This is a genomic window from uncultured Bacteroides sp. (assembly GCF_902472605.1).
GTDB lineage: Bacteria > Bacteroidota > Bacteroidia > Bacteroidales > Bacteroidaceae > Phocaeicola.
This window is the reverse complement of record NZ_CABROP010000013.1, coordinates 23,955-43,626: the sequence shown is the minus strand read 5'-3', so window position 1 is coordinate 43,626 and position 19,672 is coordinate 23,955. Positions and strand designations below refer to the sequence as shown.

Annotated in this window: 13 protein-coding genes; 7 read left to right on the top strand and 6 right to left on the bottom strand. The window is 46.6% G+C overall.

Features of this window, described 5'->3' with window-relative positions:
• Positions 1-6: 6 nt before the first annotated feature.
• Entirely contained in the window at positions 7-3,105 is a 3,099-nt protein-coding gene (locus tag RDP42_RS04700) for a TonB-dependent receptor (protein WP_308762741.1), read from the bottom strand.
• A gap of 26 nt (positions 3,106-3,131) precedes the next feature.
• Positions 3,132-5,570, bottom strand: a complete 2,439-nt coding sequence (locus RDP42_RS04695) for a glycoside hydrolase family 127 protein (protein ID WP_308762740.1) — start codon at positions 5,568-5,570, stop codon at positions 3,132-3,134.
• Positions 5,571-6,150: 580 nt separating this feature from the next.
• On the opposite strand from RDP42_RS04695, the gene RDP42_RS04690 reads away from it, so the two are divergent.
• The 6 genes from RDP42_RS04690 (at position 6,151) to RDP42_RS04665 (ending at position 13,409) form a co-directional block, all read left to right on the top strand.
• Complete coding sequence (locus tag RDP42_RS04690) at positions 6,151-10,134, top strand: two-component regulator propeller domain-containing protein (RefSeq protein ID WP_308762739.1); 3,984 nt, start codon at positions 6,151-6,153, stop codon at positions 10,132-10,134.
• Positions 10,135-10,206: 72 nt separating this feature from the next.
• The gene (locus tag RDP42_RS04685; protein ID WP_308762738.1) at positions 10,207-11,439 is read left to right on the top strand and encodes a 3-phosphoshikimate 1-carboxyvinyltransferase; all 1,233 of its coding nucleotides are present in this window, start codon (positions 10,207-10,209) and stop codon (positions 11,437-11,439) included.
• 7 nt (positions 11,440-11,446) lie between these two features.
• Positions 11,447-11,866 (top strand): phospholipase, encoded by a 420-nt coding sequence (locus RDP42_RS04680; protein ID WP_204476078.1) that lies wholly within the window; start codon positions 11,447-11,449, stop codon positions 11,864-11,866.
• Between the two features lie 15 nt (positions 11,867-11,881).
• A complete protein-coding gene (locus RDP42_RS04675) occupies positions 11,882-12,703 on the top strand; it encodes a metal ABC transporter permease (RefSeq protein WP_303915263.1) in 822 nt (273 codons plus the stop codon).
• A 53-nt stretch (positions 12,704-12,756) separates the two neighbouring features.
• Entirely contained in the window at positions 12,757-13,185 is a 429-nt protein-coding gene (tsaE, locus tag RDP42_RS04670) for a tRNA (adenosine(37)-N6)-threonylcarbamoyltransferase complex ATPase subunit type 1 TsaE (RefSeq protein WP_022354878.1), read from the top strand.
• 2 nt (positions 13,186-13,187) lie between these two features.
• Positions 13,188-13,409 carry an immunity 17 family protein gene (locus RDP42_RS04665; RefSeq protein WP_308762737.1) on the top strand — a complete coding sequence of 74 codons (222 nt, stop codon included), beginning with the start codon at positions 13,188-13,190 and terminating at the stop codon, positions 13,407-13,409.
• A gap of 72 nt (positions 13,410-13,481) precedes the next feature.
• Here RDP42_RS04665 and RDP42_RS04660 read toward each other — a convergent pair whose 3' ends face one another.
• A complete protein-coding gene (locus RDP42_RS04660; protein WP_308762736.1) occupies positions 13,482-14,084 on the bottom strand; it encodes a ribonuclease HII in 603 nt (200 codons plus the stop codon).
• A 162-nt stretch (positions 14,085-14,246) separates the two neighbouring features.
• Between RDP42_RS04660 and RDP42_RS04655 the strand changes: the two genes are divergently transcribed.
• Positions 14,247-14,828: a DUF3109 family protein gene (locus RDP42_RS04655; RefSeq protein ID WP_308762735.1), complete on the top strand. Its 582-nt coding sequence runs from the start codon at positions 14,247-14,249 to the stop codon at positions 14,826-14,828.
• 62 nt (positions 14,829-14,890) lie between these two features.
• Here RDP42_RS04655 and RDP42_RS04650 read toward each other — a convergent pair whose 3' ends face one another.
• The 3 genes from RDP42_RS04650 to dxs form a co-directional block, all read right to left on the bottom strand.
• Positions 14,891-16,312 (bottom strand): FimB/Mfa2 family fimbrial subunit, encoded by a 1,422-nt coding sequence (locus tag RDP42_RS04650; protein WP_308762734.1) that lies wholly within the window; start codon positions 16,310-16,312, stop codon positions 14,891-14,893.
• A gap of 66 nt (positions 16,313-16,378) precedes the next feature.
• Positions 16,379-17,716, bottom strand: a complete 1,338-nt coding sequence (trkA, locus tag RDP42_RS04645) for a Trk system potassium transporter TrkA (protein ID WP_308762733.1) — start codon at positions 17,714-17,716, stop codon at positions 16,379-16,381.
• Entirely contained in the window at positions 17,713-19,620 is a 1,908-nt protein-coding gene (gene dxs / locus RDP42_RS04640; protein WP_308762732.1) for a 1-deoxy-D-xylulose-5-phosphate synthase, read from the bottom strand. Before dxs ends, trkA begins: the two co-directional genes overlap by 4 nt.
• Positions 19,621-19,672: the final 52 nt, after the last annotated feature.

Below are 19,672 nucleotides of genomic sequence, written 5' to 3'. Positions count from 1 at the left end.
CATCAATTAAAAGTTAACATTCAAGCCAAAAGTAAATGAACGAGTGGTCGGATATTTATCCTGATAATCAACACCTGGTGTCATAAAGGCATTGTCCACTTCCGGGTCAAGACCTGAATATCCCGTAATACAGAACAGGTTCTGGCCTGATACATAAACTCGTAAATTATTTATATATTTCCGGAGATTTCCTTTCAACGGCACTGTATAGCCAATAGTTGCACTTGACAATTTTACGAAATCACCATTTTCAATATGGTCACTCCAATAACCCTGTGACATGGAATTTGAAAGACGAACCATCTTCTGTTCACCCGTAGCTTCGTCAATTACAGGAGTCATATCCGTATTGATTGCCGGATAATAGTTGGCGGCAGATTTCAAACGGTTGTAGGCAATGGAGTTGTTTTCGTAGAAACAACGCTGTGCATTCAAAATCTGATAACCGAACTGTCCAGTGAACTGCAAGCTCAAATCAAAACCTTTGTAACGGAAGGTATGGTTCCATCCGGCATAGACCTTCGGCAGACCGTTACCCAAACGCTGACGGTTACTTTCCACATTCAAATTGGTATTGAAAGGTTTCACTGTCCAGTTTCCATTATCATCTTTTACTTCTACCAAGACAAATCCGTCTTTATCTACTCCCACGGACTTCAAGCCCCAGAAATCGCCCAAACGATGCCCTACTTCCATACAGTGAGTAGGGGTACTGATCGGTTCACCCAAACCTCCATACAATTCTTGGAAGTTATCCGTCTCATACAAATCATTAGAAAGGCTTAACAGTTTGTTGCTGTTATGTGAAAGTGTCAATGTCGTACTCCATTCAAAATCTTTCGTCTGTACCGGAATAGCATTAATCATAATTTCAATACCACGATTACGCATCTGACCTACGTTAGCAGTTGTTGTACCATACAAGTTAGGTGGTACAGGAACAGCGTAGTCATACAGCAAGTCAGATGTCTTCTTGTCATAGACATCGATAGAACCGCTTAAACGGCCACTCAATACGCTCCAGTCCAAACCAAGGTTGAACTCACGAGTGGTTTCCCACTTCAGATTCGGGTTATAATTTTGGACAATAGCCAAAGTCTTTATCCATTCACCGTCTTGTGACATCACATCACCGTATGAATCATAATTATACAAATACAGTGACTTATAAGAATCACCCGGTATCACACCTGTCACACCAAAACCGAATCTCAACTTCAAGTTGTCCAGCCAATGCTTGGTGTTCTGCATGAACTTCTCATTACTGATTGTCCATCCGGCAGAAGCAGAAGGGAAGGTACCCCATTTATTGTTGGCACCAAACTTGGAAGAACCTTCACGACGTACACTCACCATCAAATTATAACGGTCGGCATAACCATAACTGACTCGTCCGAAGAAACCAATCAATGTATTGTCGTTTTTATAAGACCCCATTGAAGCGTGAGGTGCTTTCTCATTTGTCAGATAATTACCCAAGCCCAAGTTGTTATACAAGTAGGCCTCAGTCGGGAAATCACCGTTTCCAGCACTAAATCCATCGTTTACGGTGTACAAGTAGCTATAACCGACCAATGCATTTACATGATGTTTTCCGATAGAAAAATCATAGTTTGACGTAAGTTCCAAGTTGTTGCTCCGGGAACTTCCTTCAGATTTCGAAGCATAACCGTTCACTTTCTGTTGAGCCTGGTCGTAATATTTACTTGAATAATACGTTTCTCCACGGGTTATATTCTCTTTGGTAGACAACATCAAGTTTGTTTTCCACCCCTTGATGGGTTCTACGGTAATATTTCCGGTCAATCGAGCCCAATTGACTCTTGTATCTCCAATCAGCTCATTCTGGATTTCTACCGGATTGTAGTAATACAGCTTGTCAAAGTTCTCATTGTAAGAACCATCTTCATTATAAATCGGTGAAGACGGGTTGCGGATGATGGCCTGACGATAGACATACGAGTTGTTATTGTTCGTATAGGTCTGACGGCCATACAACATATTGACGTTGAACTTCAAGATGTCATTCAAGGCATATTGAGTATAGTCCATCTGCATTTTCAGGTTCTGGTTGTCACTCTTCCGCATGATACCCTGTTCATCGCTGAAAGTCACGTTGGCAGAATAAGTAGAATTTTTGGAACCTCCTTCAATAGACAAAGAATGGTTGTGTTTGAAACCGGCCTTACGGGTAACGGCTGCCAGCCAGTCTGTATCATAACCTTCGTATTCAAACGGAGTCAGCCCATAAATCACGTCGTGCGTATCCATGAAATCTGCTGTCTTAAACCAGTCTGACAAAGAAACATAGCCTGAATATGAAACACTCGCCTTGGATTCACGTCTTCCCGTCTTGGTTGTAATCAAGATTACACCGTTCGCACCTCGTGTACCGTAAATTGCTGCCGCAGACGCATCTTTCAACACATCGATGGATTCAATGTTTTCGGGAGCCACCGTGGTAAGTGAACCTTCTACTCCATCCACCAACACCAACGGAGTGACACTTCCCTTAATGGTAGTAATACCACGCAACATGATGCTGGAAGTGGCTGTCGGGTCACCAGAAGAATTGGTCACACTCAAACCGGCAATCTTACCTTTTACCAAGTCGGCTGCATCGGTAATCTTACCTGCCGTAAAATCTTCCGCCTTCACAGAAGCAATCGCACTGGTCACATCGCCTTTACGCTGCGTACCGTAACCAATCACCACTACTTCATCCATCACTTCGGTATCTTCCTTCAACGTAATGACAGCTCCTTTCTTCAATTGGCTCACAGGAATATCCTGCGATTTATAACCAATGTAACTGATATGAAGTACCGCTTTCGCCGATACATTCAAACTGAATTTACCATCAAGGTCCGTAATCGTACCATTCGTGGTACCTTTTTCCATTACATTCGCACCAATAATGGCTTCACCTTTTGAATCTACTACCGTACCGGAAATGGCTTTCTGCTGCAACACAGCCTCTACCACCGGTGCTCCATTGGATTCCGCATAAGCTGCCACAGGCAGGCAACCTGCAGAAAGCGCCACACATGCCGACACTTTTACAAATGCACGACTAAACAACATGCGATTTAAATGTGTAATCATCTTGTTTGTATTTAAGGATTAATAAATTACTCTACTTTCCATTCTATAATACCTCCCGAAGCTCCTTTCTGAAGCTGTGCAGAGATTTTCAATCCGGTAGTCTTGACCGGCTTGAAGTTGACTACGTTGTACTTGTCTTTTTCTACGCCATATTGATCATTAGTTTCTACTTCTTTCCAGGAATTTCCGTTCTTGTAATAGAGCTTCCAGCTTTGCGGTACGCGGAAATTGCCGTCGTAATGGTCAAAGTCGAGCCAGTAGACTTCTACTTTCGAAACCGTGTAAGGCTGGTCAAACTCGTAGGCCAGAGACTCCAGTGTTCCGTCTTTCAACCACCAGTAGAAATAAGGTTTGGAAGTATCGGAAGAACGTTTGGGTTCCCACTGGTCGTTCACACCCCATGCATATGACATTACGGCTGCCGATTCGGGTGCATCTTTCTGGATAGCGGCCTGAATAGTAAATGTCTTGGCCTTGGAAGCGATGGTCGGTTCCGGTGTCGGAGTAGCGTATTCCTTCGTCTCCGGAATCCAGACTTCCATCTGGTCAGACCCGCGGTTATCCCATGTAGAATAAGGAATGGCACGGAATGGTACATCTTTCACACTACCGTCCTTACCCAGTTCCTTAGCAGTTCCGCTCAATACCATTACCCCTTTCAGCAGGTTAGCATCGTAAGTAGCCTTTATCTTGGCGTCACGCGGAATGAACTTGTTGAACACGATGCTGTCGGGCTGGTCTTTCCCTTCCAGACAGAACATAATCGGACCGCGTTCCAAAGCTACCATACCTCGGTCGACTTCCACTTTGTCGTTGGCCGTGATACGACGGACATCCATCGGCAAATCCAATTCAATCACATCGCCCGGTTTCCAGGTGCGGACAAGCGTTTCGTAACCGTCACCTTCCATGCCTTTCACGTCGGAACCGTTGACTTTCAACGTATATTTCTTAGCAGCATCTGTATACGCATACAGGTCGGAAGCTACCGGAGCCGATTTTGCCCAGCTGGGGATACGCAGACGGATGGCAAACTTACCTTCTTTCTCTGGAGTGACTTTGATGGCAATCTTGCCGTCCCACGGATATTGGGTGGTCTGTTCCAGTGTTACTTTATTGTCGGCCGTCTTCATTTCTGCTTTTCCCTGAATGTACAGGTTCACATAAATGTCGTTCTGCTGAGTGGCATATACATAATTGGAAATGGAAGCCATGAAACGGGTGATATTACCCGGACAGCAAGCGCAACCAAACCAAGGCTGGCGGTCGTGTTCACCCATGGATTCCAGCGGATTGTCATAGAAGAACTTGTCACCGCTCAATGACACACCCGAAATTACTCCATTATACAAAGCTCGTTCCAGCACATCCATGTATTTGGATTCACCGGTAGCCAGGAACATACGGTAGTTCCAGTACACATTGGCAATGGCGGCACAAGTCTCGCAGTAAGCGGTATGGTTCTGCAATTCATAGTTCGGTCCGAAACCTTCTCCCTGTGCCCGAGATCCCATACCACCGGTGATATACAATTTCTTGCTCACCAGATTGTCCCACAAACGGGTCAAGGCATGGAAATAAGCGGTATCCTTAGTCAAGGCTGCCACATCGGCCACACCTGAATAAAGATATCCGGCACGTACGGCATGACCTACGATTTCATCCTGCTGAAGAATCGGTTTGTGGTCCTGACTGTATTCGCTCAGTTTGTGACCGTCGGTACCGCGTCCGGTTTCTTCCACGAAATACTTCGCCATGTTGAGGTATTTCTCGTCGCCCGTTACCTTATATAATTTACACAATGCCATTTCGATGATGGGATGTCCCGACGGCACGTGCTTCTGTCCCTCGCCCGGACCGAATACCTTGCATACCAGGTCGGCATTTTTGATAGCCACATCGAGGAAGGTTCGTTTGCCCGTTGCCCGATAGTGTGCGATGGCAGCCTCGTACATGTGACCGCTGTTATACAGTTCATGGCTGTTCAGTTTTTCCCATTTGGAACGTCCCCACCATCCGGAAAGACGGTAGCATTTGTTGGTGACGCAGGTGGTCAGATAGCCGTCCGGTTCCTGAGCTGCCGCAATGATATTAATCACACTGTCCAAGTAATGGTCCAATTTAGGATCATATTTCACAGCCAGTGAATAGGAGGCACCTTCTATTACTTTATAAGGATCGGTATCATCGAAAGAGAAATCCCCGCGATGCTCTCCTTTTTTCAATCCACCCGCAATGGCGAAATTGTCGAAACGACCGTTTTTCTCACATTCCTTAAACGCAGAAGGAATAGAAACGGTACGGTTCGTTTCAATACGAGGCGACCAAAAACCGTCACTAATATGTACTTGGGTAAACGGGACCTCCTGAATCGGAGCATCCGGCTGTTGATAAGCAGGCTTGGTACAGGAAGTAATTCCCACCACTGCGATTCCACTCATCAATATCAAAAGTCTGTTCTTCATTTTGTATAAATTGGGTTTTTATTTTCTTTTAGCAAAAGTAGCTTTTAGTAAGAAAGATGGGTAAAAATATCATCCATTCAGCTACAAAAATAGTCGCATGGAAAGAAATATTTTACAAACACATAACATGCTGTAAATAAATATATTATATAAATACAAATAGACTTTTATAGCATATCTTCGGACGATTTTATCATCCTTTTCCCAAACCTAATGAAGGTAAAATAGAAGAAAATCCACCCCTACACCGTAAAACGAAAAACGCCTTGCCATAAAAAGCATTTCCTCCTTGCAACTTTTATGTTTCCCGCAAGGAGAATATACGTTTCTCTATCGGGAAACGTACGTTTCCGCTGTGGGAAACATACGTTTTCGCATAAGGAAACATAAAAGACATCACCTCCTTCTTAAAAAAAATACCAAGACATACGACAAAAACGAAAGGCCTGTTCCAACTGATTTCCCATCCTCATTTTGGAAATTCCACAATTAGACTCTTACATTATCTTTTTTAAATTATTTTATATGCCTTATTCATCTATTTTAATGAACTTTGCACAGTTTTTAAAAAGGTATACGTATGAGGACACTTTATTGCTTATTCATTTTCCTGTTAGTCGGCCTATGTGGAAATGCCACGCTTCCCACTCACTTCCAATTCCGCCATTACAACATCGAAAATGGGGTTTCTTCCAATGGCATAGCCTCCATTCTGCAAGACCAGAAAGGATATATCTGGCTGGGAACAGATAATGGACTAAGCAGATTTGATGGGAATCAATTTGTCTTCTATCAAAAAAACAACCCACTTTATCCTGATTTTCATGCCAGTTCCATAAATGCCATCTGCGAGACCAACACCAATGAATTATGGTTAGGCACAGAAAACGGAGTGTATATCTACAACCAGGTAAAGGACAACTTTACCCCCTTTCTGGAAAAAACAATCGATAATACAAGCATAGCCTCATGGATAACTCATATTATTCAAGATAAGGAAAAGAATATATGGATTGCCACCCGCAAGCAAGGCGTATTTCAATATAACACTCAAACCCACAAACTGATACAATATGAAATTCCTCAGAATAACAATATCATTATCCGTATATTGAACGATACTCAAAACAACATCTGGGTATCCGGTCCTTATCAACTCTGCCGGCTCAACAAAGCCCATAATACGTTTGAAGAATTTTCCATCAAAGGAGAATCTACAGGAGTATATTCCATGGCTCTCTGTGAAGACTCGTCCCATAACCTTTGGATTGGGACTTGGGAAAAAGGGCTTTGGAAGTTAAATCCACAAACACACGAAGTACAGAAGTTTTTAGTTTCTGAAAAAGGAATAGGCATACGGCACATCCATTCCCTCCTGGAATACTCTCCCGAAACTTTCTTTATAGGCTCCGACGAAGGCCTGACCATCTTTAACCCGATTACTCAGGAAAGTTTCCTTTACGACCAATACGGAGAGAGCAACGAGTCCTTGTCCGACAAATTCATTTATCCGATGCTAAAAGATCGGGAAGGTGGTGTATGGATAGGCACTTACTACAACGGTGTGAATTACCTTCCCCCTTATTGCGGACAATTCATAGGGTATTCCGGGACGGACAATTTTCCTTTTTTCAACGGACAAATCATCAGCCGTTTCTGTGAAGGAGAAAACGGAGAGATATGGATTGGCTCGGACGATGCGGGAGTGAGTTGCTATTCTCCATCTCAGGGCCAGTTTGTCAACTTTCCCGGAAGGGAGCAACTGACCCACAAAAATGTCCATGCCTTGTGCTATACAGGAAAAGAACTCTGGATTGGTACCTATAGCGACGGAATATACGTCTTGCAGACAGCCACCGGGCACATCCGAAGATACAGTGGAGAAAACGGACTGGACGAAAGCAGTATCTATTGCATTTTTCAGGACAGTCACGGACAAATTTGGACCGGCTCTATGAGCGGAATCTGTTTATATAATCCGCAGAACAATAGTTTTACACGAGTCAAGAACCTGGATGCCCTGATTATTGCAATAGCAGAAGATGCCAAAGGCAACATCTGGATTGCCACCCAAGGTAAAGGAGTCTTTAAATTCTCCCCACAGAATCAGGTATGGAAAAAATATGGCGAATCTGAAGGGCTGAACTGCCCAACTATTAACCATATCTGTATTAACCGTGAAAATGAGTTGTGGGTAGCCACTGCAGAAGGACTTTACTTATTTAATCCTCTCAAGAACACATTCTCCTATCATCCCCTGAACATACCCAACGAATGCATCAATGCTATCTTAGAAGGAGAAGACTGTCTGTGGCTTACTACGGCCAAAGGACTGGTGAAATACACGCCCACCACAAGAGCCACACAGATTTTCACCAAGAGTGACGGACTGCAAAGTGAAGCCTTCATCATGGCCTCAGCCCTGAAAACCCGCAACGGAGAATTCTTCATCGGCAGTATCAACGGCTTCAATACATTCTATCCGCACCAACTGAAACTGAACACGCAAAAGCCGAATGTGGTACTGACCGGACTGGAAATTTTTAACAAAAAAATAGAAACACAAGAAGGGGGCATCTTGCCAGAAGCCATTGACCACCTGGAAGAAATCCATCTTCCCTACAAAGACAATGTCATCACGCTGACCTATGCGGCACTGAGCTACTGCACTCCACAGAAAAACCAATATGCCTACATTCTGGAAGGCTTCGACAAGGAATGGAACTATGTAGGTCCTCAACACAGCACCACCTACACCAACTTGCCGGCAGGTACTTATACCTTCCGGGTCAAGGCCTCAAACAATGACAACGTATGGAACGAAGAAGGTACTTCCATCCGTATCATTGTACATCCCCCGTTCTACTTTTCACTGCCGTTCAAAATCGGCTACTTCCTGCTGTTTGTCCTCTCCATCGGACTACTGCTGCGCTACGTGGTGCGCCGGAGTGAAAAGAAACATGCCATGGCCATCGACGAACTGAACAGCAAGAAAGAAAAAGAAATACACGAAGCAAAAATCAATTTCTTCACCATGATTGCCCACGAAATCCGTACGCCGGTATCCCTGATCATCGGTCCGCTGGAGAAAGTGATGCAATCCACACACATCCCATCCAACGAGCGGCAGGAACTGGAAATCATCGACCGTAACAGCCAGCGCCTGCTCTATCTGGTGAACCAACTACTCGACTTCCGGAAAGTGGAACAGAAGGAGATGCGGATGCGCTTCACTTCGCAATCCATACGGGAGCTGATGGGAAGCGTGTGCGAACGCTTCTCCCCGACCCTTCACCAGAAAGGAGTCAGTTTCTCCGTGGTCTATCCGGACAAGGATTTCCATGCCGACGTGGACAACGAGGCCATCACAAAAGTGCTGAGCAACTTGCTGACCAATGCCAACAAGTATACGCAAAATATGATTGAGGTCCGTTTCGAGGCACAACCTGAGCAGCAGTTATTCTCCATTCAAGTGAAAGACAATGGGAAAGGAATGAATGAAGAGGAGCTGGGCAAGATTTTCAAGCCTTTCTATCAGGCATCCGAAAACAAACCGGGCACGGGCATCGGACTGAGCATCGTAAAAGGTATCGTAGAAGCTCATAACGGAAAAGTGGAAGTGACCTCACAACCAGGTGTAGGCTCTGTATTCAGCATTACTCTTCCACAAAAACAAGAAAAACAGGCTACCGAAAACGGAGAAATCTTATCGGCTGGCCCGCTACCCGAAGACATTATCCCCGAACAGCATGATGCGACCCCTCAAGCCAAAGTGCTGCCCATCATGCTGATTGTGGACGACAACGAGGACATGCTTCATTTCCTGTCCTCCCATTTCCAGAGCAACTACACCATTGTAACGGCATCCGACGGTACCGAGGCACTGCATAAGTTGAAAGAGCAGGAGGTATCATTGATTATCAGCGACTGGATGATGCCGCACATGAACGGTATTGACCTGTGTAAGGCGGTACGAAGCAACCAGATGACAAGTCACATCCCGTTCATCCTGCTGACGGCCAAAACCGGTACGGATGCCAAGATTACCAGCATGAACTGCGGGGCGGATGCGTACATCGAAAAACCGTTCTCCCTGCAATACCTGGAAGCCTGCATCAAGAACCTGCTGGAACTGCGCCTGCAACTGAGACAGAAATTCTCGCAAATGCCGACCGTTTCCATCAATTCCATCGCCGCCAACCAAACCGACAAGGTGTTCCTGGAAAAGATGAACCATCTGATTGAAGAGAACCTGAACAACGACCAGCTTTCGGTGGATTTTCTGGCCGAGAAACTGTGCATCAGCCGTTCGGGACTGTTCGTCAAGATAAAAGGGCTGGCCAACACCACGCCGAACGAGATGATTCAGATTATCCGGTTAAAGAAAGCGGCCTCCCTATTGTTGGAGAACCAGTACCGCATCAACGAGGTGAGCTACATGGTGGGATTCAACAACCCGTCGTACTTCAGCAAGTGCTTCCAGAAACAGTTTGGCATGAAACCGGGCGAATACATCGCCAGCCATACTTCCCAAACTATCAATACACCTACGGAGAAGGAATGAGATTTTATAAGGAGACGGGTGATGCGAGTGCATAAAATTATGTATCTTTGCGATTCAAAGATTTGATTGAACATGAAGTGCATAACCCTCACTCCCCCGGAACATATACAGGCAACCATTCAGTTGCCCTCGTCCAAAAGTATCTGTAACCGGGCACTGATTATCCACGCGCTGGCACAAAGTCCATGCAAACTGGAGAACTTGTCCGACTGCGACGATACGCATGTCATGACCGAAGCACTGGCTCACATGCCGGAAGTCATTGACATCATGGCAGCGGGAACTGCCATGCGTTTTCTGACCGCTTACCTTTCAGTGACTCCCGGCACGCATATTCTGACGGGCACGGAACGGATGCGGCAACGTCCCATCCAGATTTTGGTGGATGCCTTGCGGAGCTTGGGAGCGGACATCGAGTATGTGGAAAACGAAGGTTACCCTCCTCTGAAAGTTTCCGGACGGCCCCTGACAGGCAGCCGTCTGACCCTTCCGGGAAATGTGAGTTCCCAATACATCTCGGCCTTGCTGATGATCGGCCCGATGCTGGAGAAAGGACTGGACCTGACCCTCAGTGGGGAAATCGTGTCACGTCCCTACATCAACCTGACGCTGAAGGTAATGCGGGATTTCGGAGCAGAAGTGGAATGGACTTCCGATTGCAGTCTTCATGTGGCACCTACTCCCTATCAGGCCTTACCTTATTATATAGAGAGCGACTGGAGTGCGGCTTCCTATTGGTATGAGATAGTAGCTTTGTCCACACAGGATGCTACCGTAAGCCTTCCGGGACTTTTTAATCAGAGTCCGCAGGGCGATTCCAAGGTGGCCGAACTGTTCGAGCAGCTGGGGGTCGGTACAAAAAGGGAAGGACAGACTGTCACACTCTATCAGACCCATTCCTGCGTGAAGCACATGGAGTATAATTTCGTGAACCAGCCCGATTTGGCGCAGACCTTCGTGGTGACGTGTGCCATGTTGGGAGTCACTTTCCGCTTTTCGGGGTTGCAAAGTCTGAAAATCAAGGAAACCGACCGTATGGCAGCCTTAATCGCAGAAATGCGCAAACTGGGCTACGTGCTGGAAGAAAGCGACGGTTCCGTACTTTCATGGACAGGCCAACGGTGCGAACCACAGAACCCACCGGTCATCGACACGTACGAAGACCACCGCATGGCCATGGCCTTTGCCCCGGCTGTCCTGCGGGAAGGAACTTTGTGTGTACGCAATCCGCAGGTGGTTTCCAAATCATATCCCCGTTTCTGGGAAGATTTGCAGAAGGCAGGTTTCCATTTCACTCAAAATTGATTGTATCATGTGGATTTTAGTCATTGTATTAATTGGAGTCGTTCTCTTCGGACTGGTGGCCGGATACTTTTATAACCGTTCCATACAAAAGAAAATCGACCGTGGAGAATTGACCGAAGCCCCGGAAGTCAAGACGGTGGACGGGGAATGCTGCGGACAGCATCAGGTCTGCGAAAAAGAGAGTCTGTTGGCAGCCGTCAGCAAAAAGATTGAGTATTACGACGATGAAGAACTGGACCGTTTCAAGGGACATCCGTCGGATACCTATACGGAAGAAGAGATTGATGAATTCCGGGAAATCATGTACACCATGAAGGAGGAGGAAGTGGCCGGATGGTGCCGCAGCCTGCAACTCCGTGGCGTGGAGATTCCCGACGAACTGAAAGACGAGCTGTTCCTGATAGTCGGGGAACGCCGTTTCCACTAACCTCCTCACTGGCCCATGAATATCCTCGAATTGTTGCATTATACGTTTTTCCAGCATGCCTTGCTGGGCAGCCTTTTTGCCAGCATCGCCTGCGGCATCATCGGTACGTACATCGTAACCCGAAGGCTGGTATTCATCAGCGGGGGTATCACGCATGCCTCATTCGGAGGCATCGGTATCGGACTCTACGCCGGTATCTCTCCGATTCTGAGTGCGGCGGTGTTTTCAGTGCTGTCGGCTTTCGGCGTGGAATGGCTCAGCAAGCGCAACGACATGCGTGAAGATTCGGCCATTGCCGTGTTCTGGACATTCGGTATGGCCGTGGGAATTATCTTCAGCTTCTTAGCTCCCGGCTTCACGCCCGACCTTTCTTCGTTCCTCTTCGGCAATATCCTGACCATCACCCGAGGCGACATCTACTTGCTGGTGGCATTGAGCCTGGTACTGATAGTCTTCTTCTCTCTGTTTCTCCGGCCCATCACGGCCATCGCCTTCGACCGGGAATTTGCCCGATCCCAACGCCTTCCCGTGAGTGCCTTTGAATATACGTTGATGGCGTTCATTGCCCTGACCATCGTGGCCTGTCTCCGGATGGTGGGTATCGTACTGGCCATTTCCCTGCTGACGCTTCCGCAGATGACGGCCAACCTCTTTACGTACAGCTTCAAACGCATCATCTGGCTTTCCATCGGCATCGGCTACCTGGGATGCCTGGGCGGACTGTTGCTGTCGTACCAGTTGCGGGTACCTTCAGGAGCGGCCATCATTTTCGTATCCATCTTGATTTATGTAGCTGCCAAATTATTTTGCATGCTCCGTAAGAAAAGAGCACAATGATTGAGATTTATCCTAATTTTGTAATATAAGCATTCAAGTTAAAACCACAGTATATGGAAATAAAAATTGATTCACTGGAAAACATCCACGAAGCTGCCAAGAAATTCATCGCAGCCATGGGTGACAACACGGTTTTTGCCTTCTATGGAAAGATGGGGGCAGGAAAGACAACCTTTATCAAGGCCGTATGCGAAGAACTGGGCGTGACGGACGTTATCAACTCACCGACATTCGCCATTGTCAACGAATACCGTTCGGATGAAAACGGAGAACTGATTTATCACTTTGACTTCTACCGCATCAAGAAACTGGAAGAGGTGTACGACATGGGCTATGAAGACTACTTCTACAGCGGCGCACTCTGCTTCATCGAGTGGCCGGAACTGATTGAAGAATTGCTTCCGGGAGATGCAGTCAGCGTACACATCGACGAAAACGAAGACGGTACCCGCACGGTACGTTTCGACGAGAATAACGATTAAAAATGGGAGTACACTATTTCATCCAGGCCTTGTTTGTCCTGGTAGGGCTCTTGTCCCTACTGGCGGCCATCTGCAACTGGAACTGGTTTTTCACGGCAAAGAACACCCAGTTTATTGTGAGAAATGTGGGACGGAAACAAGCCCGCTGGTTCTACGCCCTGATTGGTTTCCTGATGATAGCTACAGGCATATTTTTCTTTCTGTCCATCCAGGAAACGGTGTAAAACAAACAGAGTTTTCAACAGCTTGTTAATAACTTCGACAGGTTATTAACAGGCTGTCTTGTTTTCCACATCTTAAAAATCGAAGGAAAGCTGGCCGTCGCCTAACAGATTAAAGCTCATCCGGTGATAAGGAGACGTACCGTAAGCGGCGATGGCGGCACGGTGTTTCTTGGTAGGGTAGCCCTTGTTGCTTTTCCAGTCGTACATCGGATATTCTTCGTGCAGACGGTTCATGTAATCATCACGGTACGTCTTTGCTAAAATGGAGGCTGCCGCAATGGAAAGGTATTTCCCGTCTCCTTTTACAATAGTGGTATGCGGGATACCCGGATAAGGATTGAAGCGGTTACCGTCAATTAATAGATGCTGGGGAACCACCTTCAACTGGGCAATGGCCCTGTGCATAGCCAGGAAAGAGGCATTCAGGATGTTGATTTTATCAATTTCTTCGGGTGATACCACTCCTACCGCCCACGCCGTAGCTTCCTGCTCAATGACCGTACGCAATTCATAGCGTTGCTTTTCCGTCAGTTTCTTGGAATCGTTCAGCATTTCATTGCGGAATCCGGGAGGCAGAATGACGGCTGCCGCATAGACTGCTCCGGCCAAACAACCGCGTCCGGCCTCATCACATCCGGCCTCCACCAACTCTTTATGTAAATAGGGCAACAACATATCTACCTCTTTCTTTTTTCGGACTGCAAAGGTAGTATATTTTTCCCGGCCCGCCACCTTTGGAAAACAGAAGTTATCCCAAGGTTATGCACCGATTTTCGACCGAGACCTGACGGGATATGGCAGAAGATTCGTATCTTTGCCGTGCAAAAAAATGAACGTATGGTACAGATTGACGACGTAATAGTAAGCCTGGACATTTTCAGAGAAAAATTCCTGTGCGACCTGAATGCCTGCAAGGGAGAATGTTGCATCGAAGGGGATGCAGGAGCCCCTGTAGAACTGGAAGAAGTGGAAAAGCTGGAAGAAGTGCTTCCCGTGATATGGGACAGCCTTTCACCGGAAGCCCAGGAAGTCATCAACCGGCAGGGAGTGGTCTACACCGACCAAGACGGCGACCTGGTCACTTCCATTGTCAACGGAAAAGACTGTGTGTTTACCTGCTACGATGAAAAAGGCTTCTGCTATTGTGCCATCGAAAAAGCATTCCGCGAAGGGAAATGCAGCTTCTACAAACCGATTTCCTGCCACCTCTACCCCATCCGTGTCAGCGACTACGGTCCGTATAAAGCGCTGAACTATCATCGCTGGGATGTATGCAAGTCAGCGGTACTGCTGGGGAAAAAAGAAAATCTGCCGGTCTATAAGTTCTTGAAAGAACCGCTTATCCGCAAATTTGGAGAGGCATGGTATGAAGAAGTGGAAAACGTGGCCAAAGAACTGGAAGCCCAACACTTGATTTAACGATATATCCCCGCCACCACAGGCTCCTTCAGCCAGGTGACGGGATTTTTTATGTCTGAATTCTATTTCGCCTTTTCTATCCGTACCTGTTTGACTAAACGTAACGCGTATTCTACTGTCTCTCCAGAGTTTAGAATTTTAGTATTATAAAAACAGAAGGTTGAATGAAAGTCATTACACAAATAACGGCAATCATATTTATTAAAACGGTCCAATCCATTATCCCACAACATATCGCTCAGTGTAAGTATCGTATCATCATACTGGTCGCGGAACTCTTTTGCCTCTTCCGTGGTAAAGGTTCTCCATCCTGTGATTCCGTCCACTTCATACGCTTCACAAACCTGGATAGCCTCCGCTCTCTTCAATAACCACTGCCGGGGAGAAACCAACGTAGCGATGACTTCACTCGTAGAAACAGCCTCTACTTTCCACACAAAGAAAGGTCCCCAGATACTTTCCGATTCAGGCAACTCCTCTGATACTAACACATCGGAATCTCCGCCGACTGTTCCATCCTCGTTCGTACCTCCTGCATCTTCGTCCGAATCTGCATTGCCCCCATTTATATCTTCACTTCCTCCTTCCTCTTCTCCCGGCACCTCTACCTCCGGCTGGTCCCAGTCGTCTTCCTGCGTCATATGTTCAAAAGGGAATTCTTCAAAGGTTTCTGTCACCCAGTCCTGAACAGCCGCATTTCCTTCCAACGTAATCTCTCCTTTGCCCGTACTGACAAAACGATATGGTCTTCCAGCCTCCAATGAATAATTGAAAAAATAACCATATACGGTTTCTTCAGCCTCTGTCTTGACATTGAGTGAGAGATGCGTCTGAGTACTCTCGGAAGGAAGAATATAAATCGGGCCTGCTTTCCAGGCATTTTTCTCTTTTTGACATACCACAGAAGCAAACTGACCGTCATTACTCCTGTTCCCCTCAAAAGTAATTCCGGAACTGACGGGGGAAATACGGGCCTCCACCTCTACCGCCTCATCGGGTATTCCCTCAAAAGACAAATATAAAGCGGCTACTGCATACGACAAGGAAACCGATACCCTGACATCATTTCTCAGCCGTACCGAATTTTTCCCCATCACCAGTGGCGTATGTGCATAATTTCCCTGCGCAAAAGTCAGCATCTGCCTGGAGTTCAAACTCATCGGTGGCAGGTAATCTTCGGATGAAAGTCCAGAGATTACCGTCAACACATAGTCTCCGGCTATCTGAGATAATACAGGCCACTCCGCCTGATTCTGAATCTCTTCCTTCCAGACGGACTCTCCTTTCGTATCAAACAAATAAAGATGTAAAGGATAAAGGGAAGTGAAAAGCGAAGCATTGGATAAAGTGACATCCATTTCACAAGAGTCAACGGTCTCTACCGTTTCAGGTTCTTCCTCCACCGGATAAGTACCACATCCGGAAAAAAGAAACACACAGGTCCACAGGACAAAAAGCAAATGAGTCTGCATACGTAATTCCATAGTCTTTTTATTTGGGATAACGTATCCAGACTCATTCGTCTACCACTACAGCACGAGAAAAGGCTGTTAAAAATATTTTTCCAACCGTTTAATCATCATTCCAAGACAGAAAACCACCACATGATCGTTTTCCTGAATCATAGTATTACCGGTAACCAGAATACCTTCTCCATTCCGAATCAGTCCACCGATCGTAGCTCCTTTCGGTAAGCCCAAATCTTTTACCGGCTGCTTTGTAATCTTCGCTCCCGGCTTGACAATAAACTCTGCCACATCCGCATTGGCAAAAGTCAAACATTTCACATTCGACACATCCGCGTCGAGCATCATCTGGTAAATGTGACTGGCCGCAATGAATTTCTTATTGATGACCGTTCCGATATCCAGACTCTCAGCCATACTGATATAATCCACATTTTCCACTTCCGCCACCGTTTTGGTCACTCCCATCCGTTTGGCAGCCAGGCAGGCCAGGATGTTGGTCTCAGAATTACCTGTCAGTGCCACGAAGGCTTCTGTGTTTTTGATGCCTTCTTCCAGCAAAAGCTGAATGTCACGCCCGTCTCCATTAATCACCATGACTCCATCGTCCACCAGTTCTGTCAACCGGTTACACCGGGCAAGATCGCTTTCAATAATTTTGGCTTTCATGTACTCAGGCATGTATTGCACCGTACGTACAGCAATGCGGCTTCCGCCCATAATCATGACATTCCGCACATCCGCCTCATTCTCTTTTCCGGAGATTTTACGGATATAAGGAATGTATTTCTTGGTCGTCGTAAAATAGACCACATCATTCAACTTAATCACATCATCACCACGCGGAATAATCGTCTCATTCCCTCGCTTGATGGCTACAATATGGAAAGGTATGTTTCTTCCTCCCAGCTCATGCAAAGGCACATTCAGAATCTCTGCCTGCTCGCGCATCTTGGTTCCCAACAGAACCAACGCCCCCCCGGCAAATTCCCACCATTGCCGAATCCAGCTCATCTTTACGGCATCTACAATGTCACGGGCTGCCAGCATTTCCGGATAAATCAGGGAATGTACACCCAATTTGGCAAAAAACTCCTTGTGCTTAGGCAGCAGGTACTCATAATTATCAATACGAGCCACAGTCTTCTTCGCGCCCAGACTGGTGGCAAGCATACAAGCTGTCATATTGCGACTCTCATCGGGCATTACCCCGATAAACAAATCTGCTCCAGCTACTCCAGCCTCTTTCAGACCATTAATGGAAGTGGGCGACAAGTTTACCGTCATAAGGTCCAGGTTGCTTCCCATGGCACTCAGTTTGCCCTCGTCTTCGTCCATCAGGATAATATCCTGTTTTTCGCCCGAAAGCAGTTTGGCCAAGTGAGTACCGACCGCACCCGCACCTGCTATAATAATTTTCATATCTTGATTATCTGAGTAATTGTGTTTAATATACTTTCCTCATCAATGCCACAAATGGCATACAAATCCTTGACCGGACCATGCTGCACAAAACGATCAGGCAACCCCAGTCGCTTCACCTGTGGACAATAGCCATGGTCACTCATAAACTCCAGTATGGCACTACCCATACCGCCGGTACGGACTCCATCTTCCACGGTCAATATACGTGTGAATTTCTTTCCGACTTCATGCAGTAGTTCTTCGTCCAACGGCTTCAAGAAACGCAAATCATAATGAGCCACGCTGCAACCCAGTTCCTTTTCGGCCCGGTCTATCGCAGCAGCGGCCTTATTGCCTATCGGTCCGATGGTAATGACAGCCAAATCGGTTCCATCTTTCAGTTTTCTTCCTTTGCCCACCTCTACTGCCTCCAACGGGCATTCCCAGTCGGTCAGCACACCTCGTCCACGAGGATAACGGATGACAAAAGGTCCCATATTGGGAAGTTGTGCCGTATACATCAACCGTCGCAATTCATGTTCATTATAAGGAGAGGCAATGACCAGATTGGGTATCGGACGCAGATAAGCCATATCAAAAGCCCCATGATGGGTAGGTCCGTCTTCTCCCACCAAGCCGGCACGGTCCAGGCAGAGCACCACATTCAACTTCTGAATGGCCACATCATGGATAATATTATCGTATGCCCGCTGCATGAAAGAAGAATATACATTACAGAACGGCAATAAACCCTCCTTCGCCATTCCACCGGAGAAAGTAACGGCATGACCTTCTGCAATACCTACATCAAATACCCGGTCGGGCATTTCTTTCATCATAATGTTCATGGAGCAACCTGATGGCATAGCCGGTGTCACACCCACAATCTTCTCATTCTTCCGGGCCAGTTCCAGTAACGTATTTCCAAATACTTCCTGAAACAAGGGAGGCATCCCCGTGGTATCGGAAACAATACGTTCCCCGGTCTCTTTATCAAAAAGGCCAGGAGCATGCCATACCGTGGCCGATTCTTCCGCCGGCTTGAAGCCTTTTCCCTTACGGGTATGGATATGCAGCAGCTTCGGACCCTTCATATCCTTGATTTCTCGCAACACCCTTGTCAGGGCCGTCACATCGTGTCCGTCTATCGGACCGAAATAACGGATATTCAGTCCCTCAAAGATATTCTGCTGTTGCATCAGCATGGATTTCAGACTGTTATTGAAACGTATCAGGCTCTTCCGGCGCTCATCGTTCAAAATTCCCAAACGGTAAAGTTTCTGCGACAACGCATTCCGCAACCGATTATATCCTTCGGAGGTATGCAGATTCATCAAATACTGCTTCATACCTCCCACACTACGGTCGATGGCCATATTGTTATCGTTCAAGATAATCAGAAGGTTATTCGGAGTAGAAGATGCATTGTTCAAGCCTTCGAAAGCCAAGCCGCCACTCATGGACCCATCGCCGATAACCGCCACCACATGACGGTTATCTTCTCCTTTTCGGGCAGCCGCTACAGCCATTCCGAGTGCCGCAGAAATTGAATTAGATGCATGCCCACAAGTGAAAGTATCATACTCACTCTCCGCAGGAGAAGGGAAAGGACAAATGCCGTTTAATTTTCGATTGGTATAGAAACGATCGCGACGCCCCGTCAGGATTTTATGCCCGTAGGCTTGATGACCCACATCCCAAACAATGCGGTCGTAGGGCGTCTGATATACATAATGAAGAGCTACCGTCAGTTCTACAACCCCCAGACTGGACGCAAAATGTCCCGGATTGCAAGATAACTCATCTATAATCTTATTGCGCAGTTGATGACAGACCTCCGGCAACGCCTCGACAGAAAGTTTCCGTAAATCCTCAGGGCTATCTATCTTATTCAACAAATCGTATGAAGTCGTCTGTTCCATCCTTGTTCTTCGTTAACTTTAATCGTACAAAAATAGCACAAATATACATAAT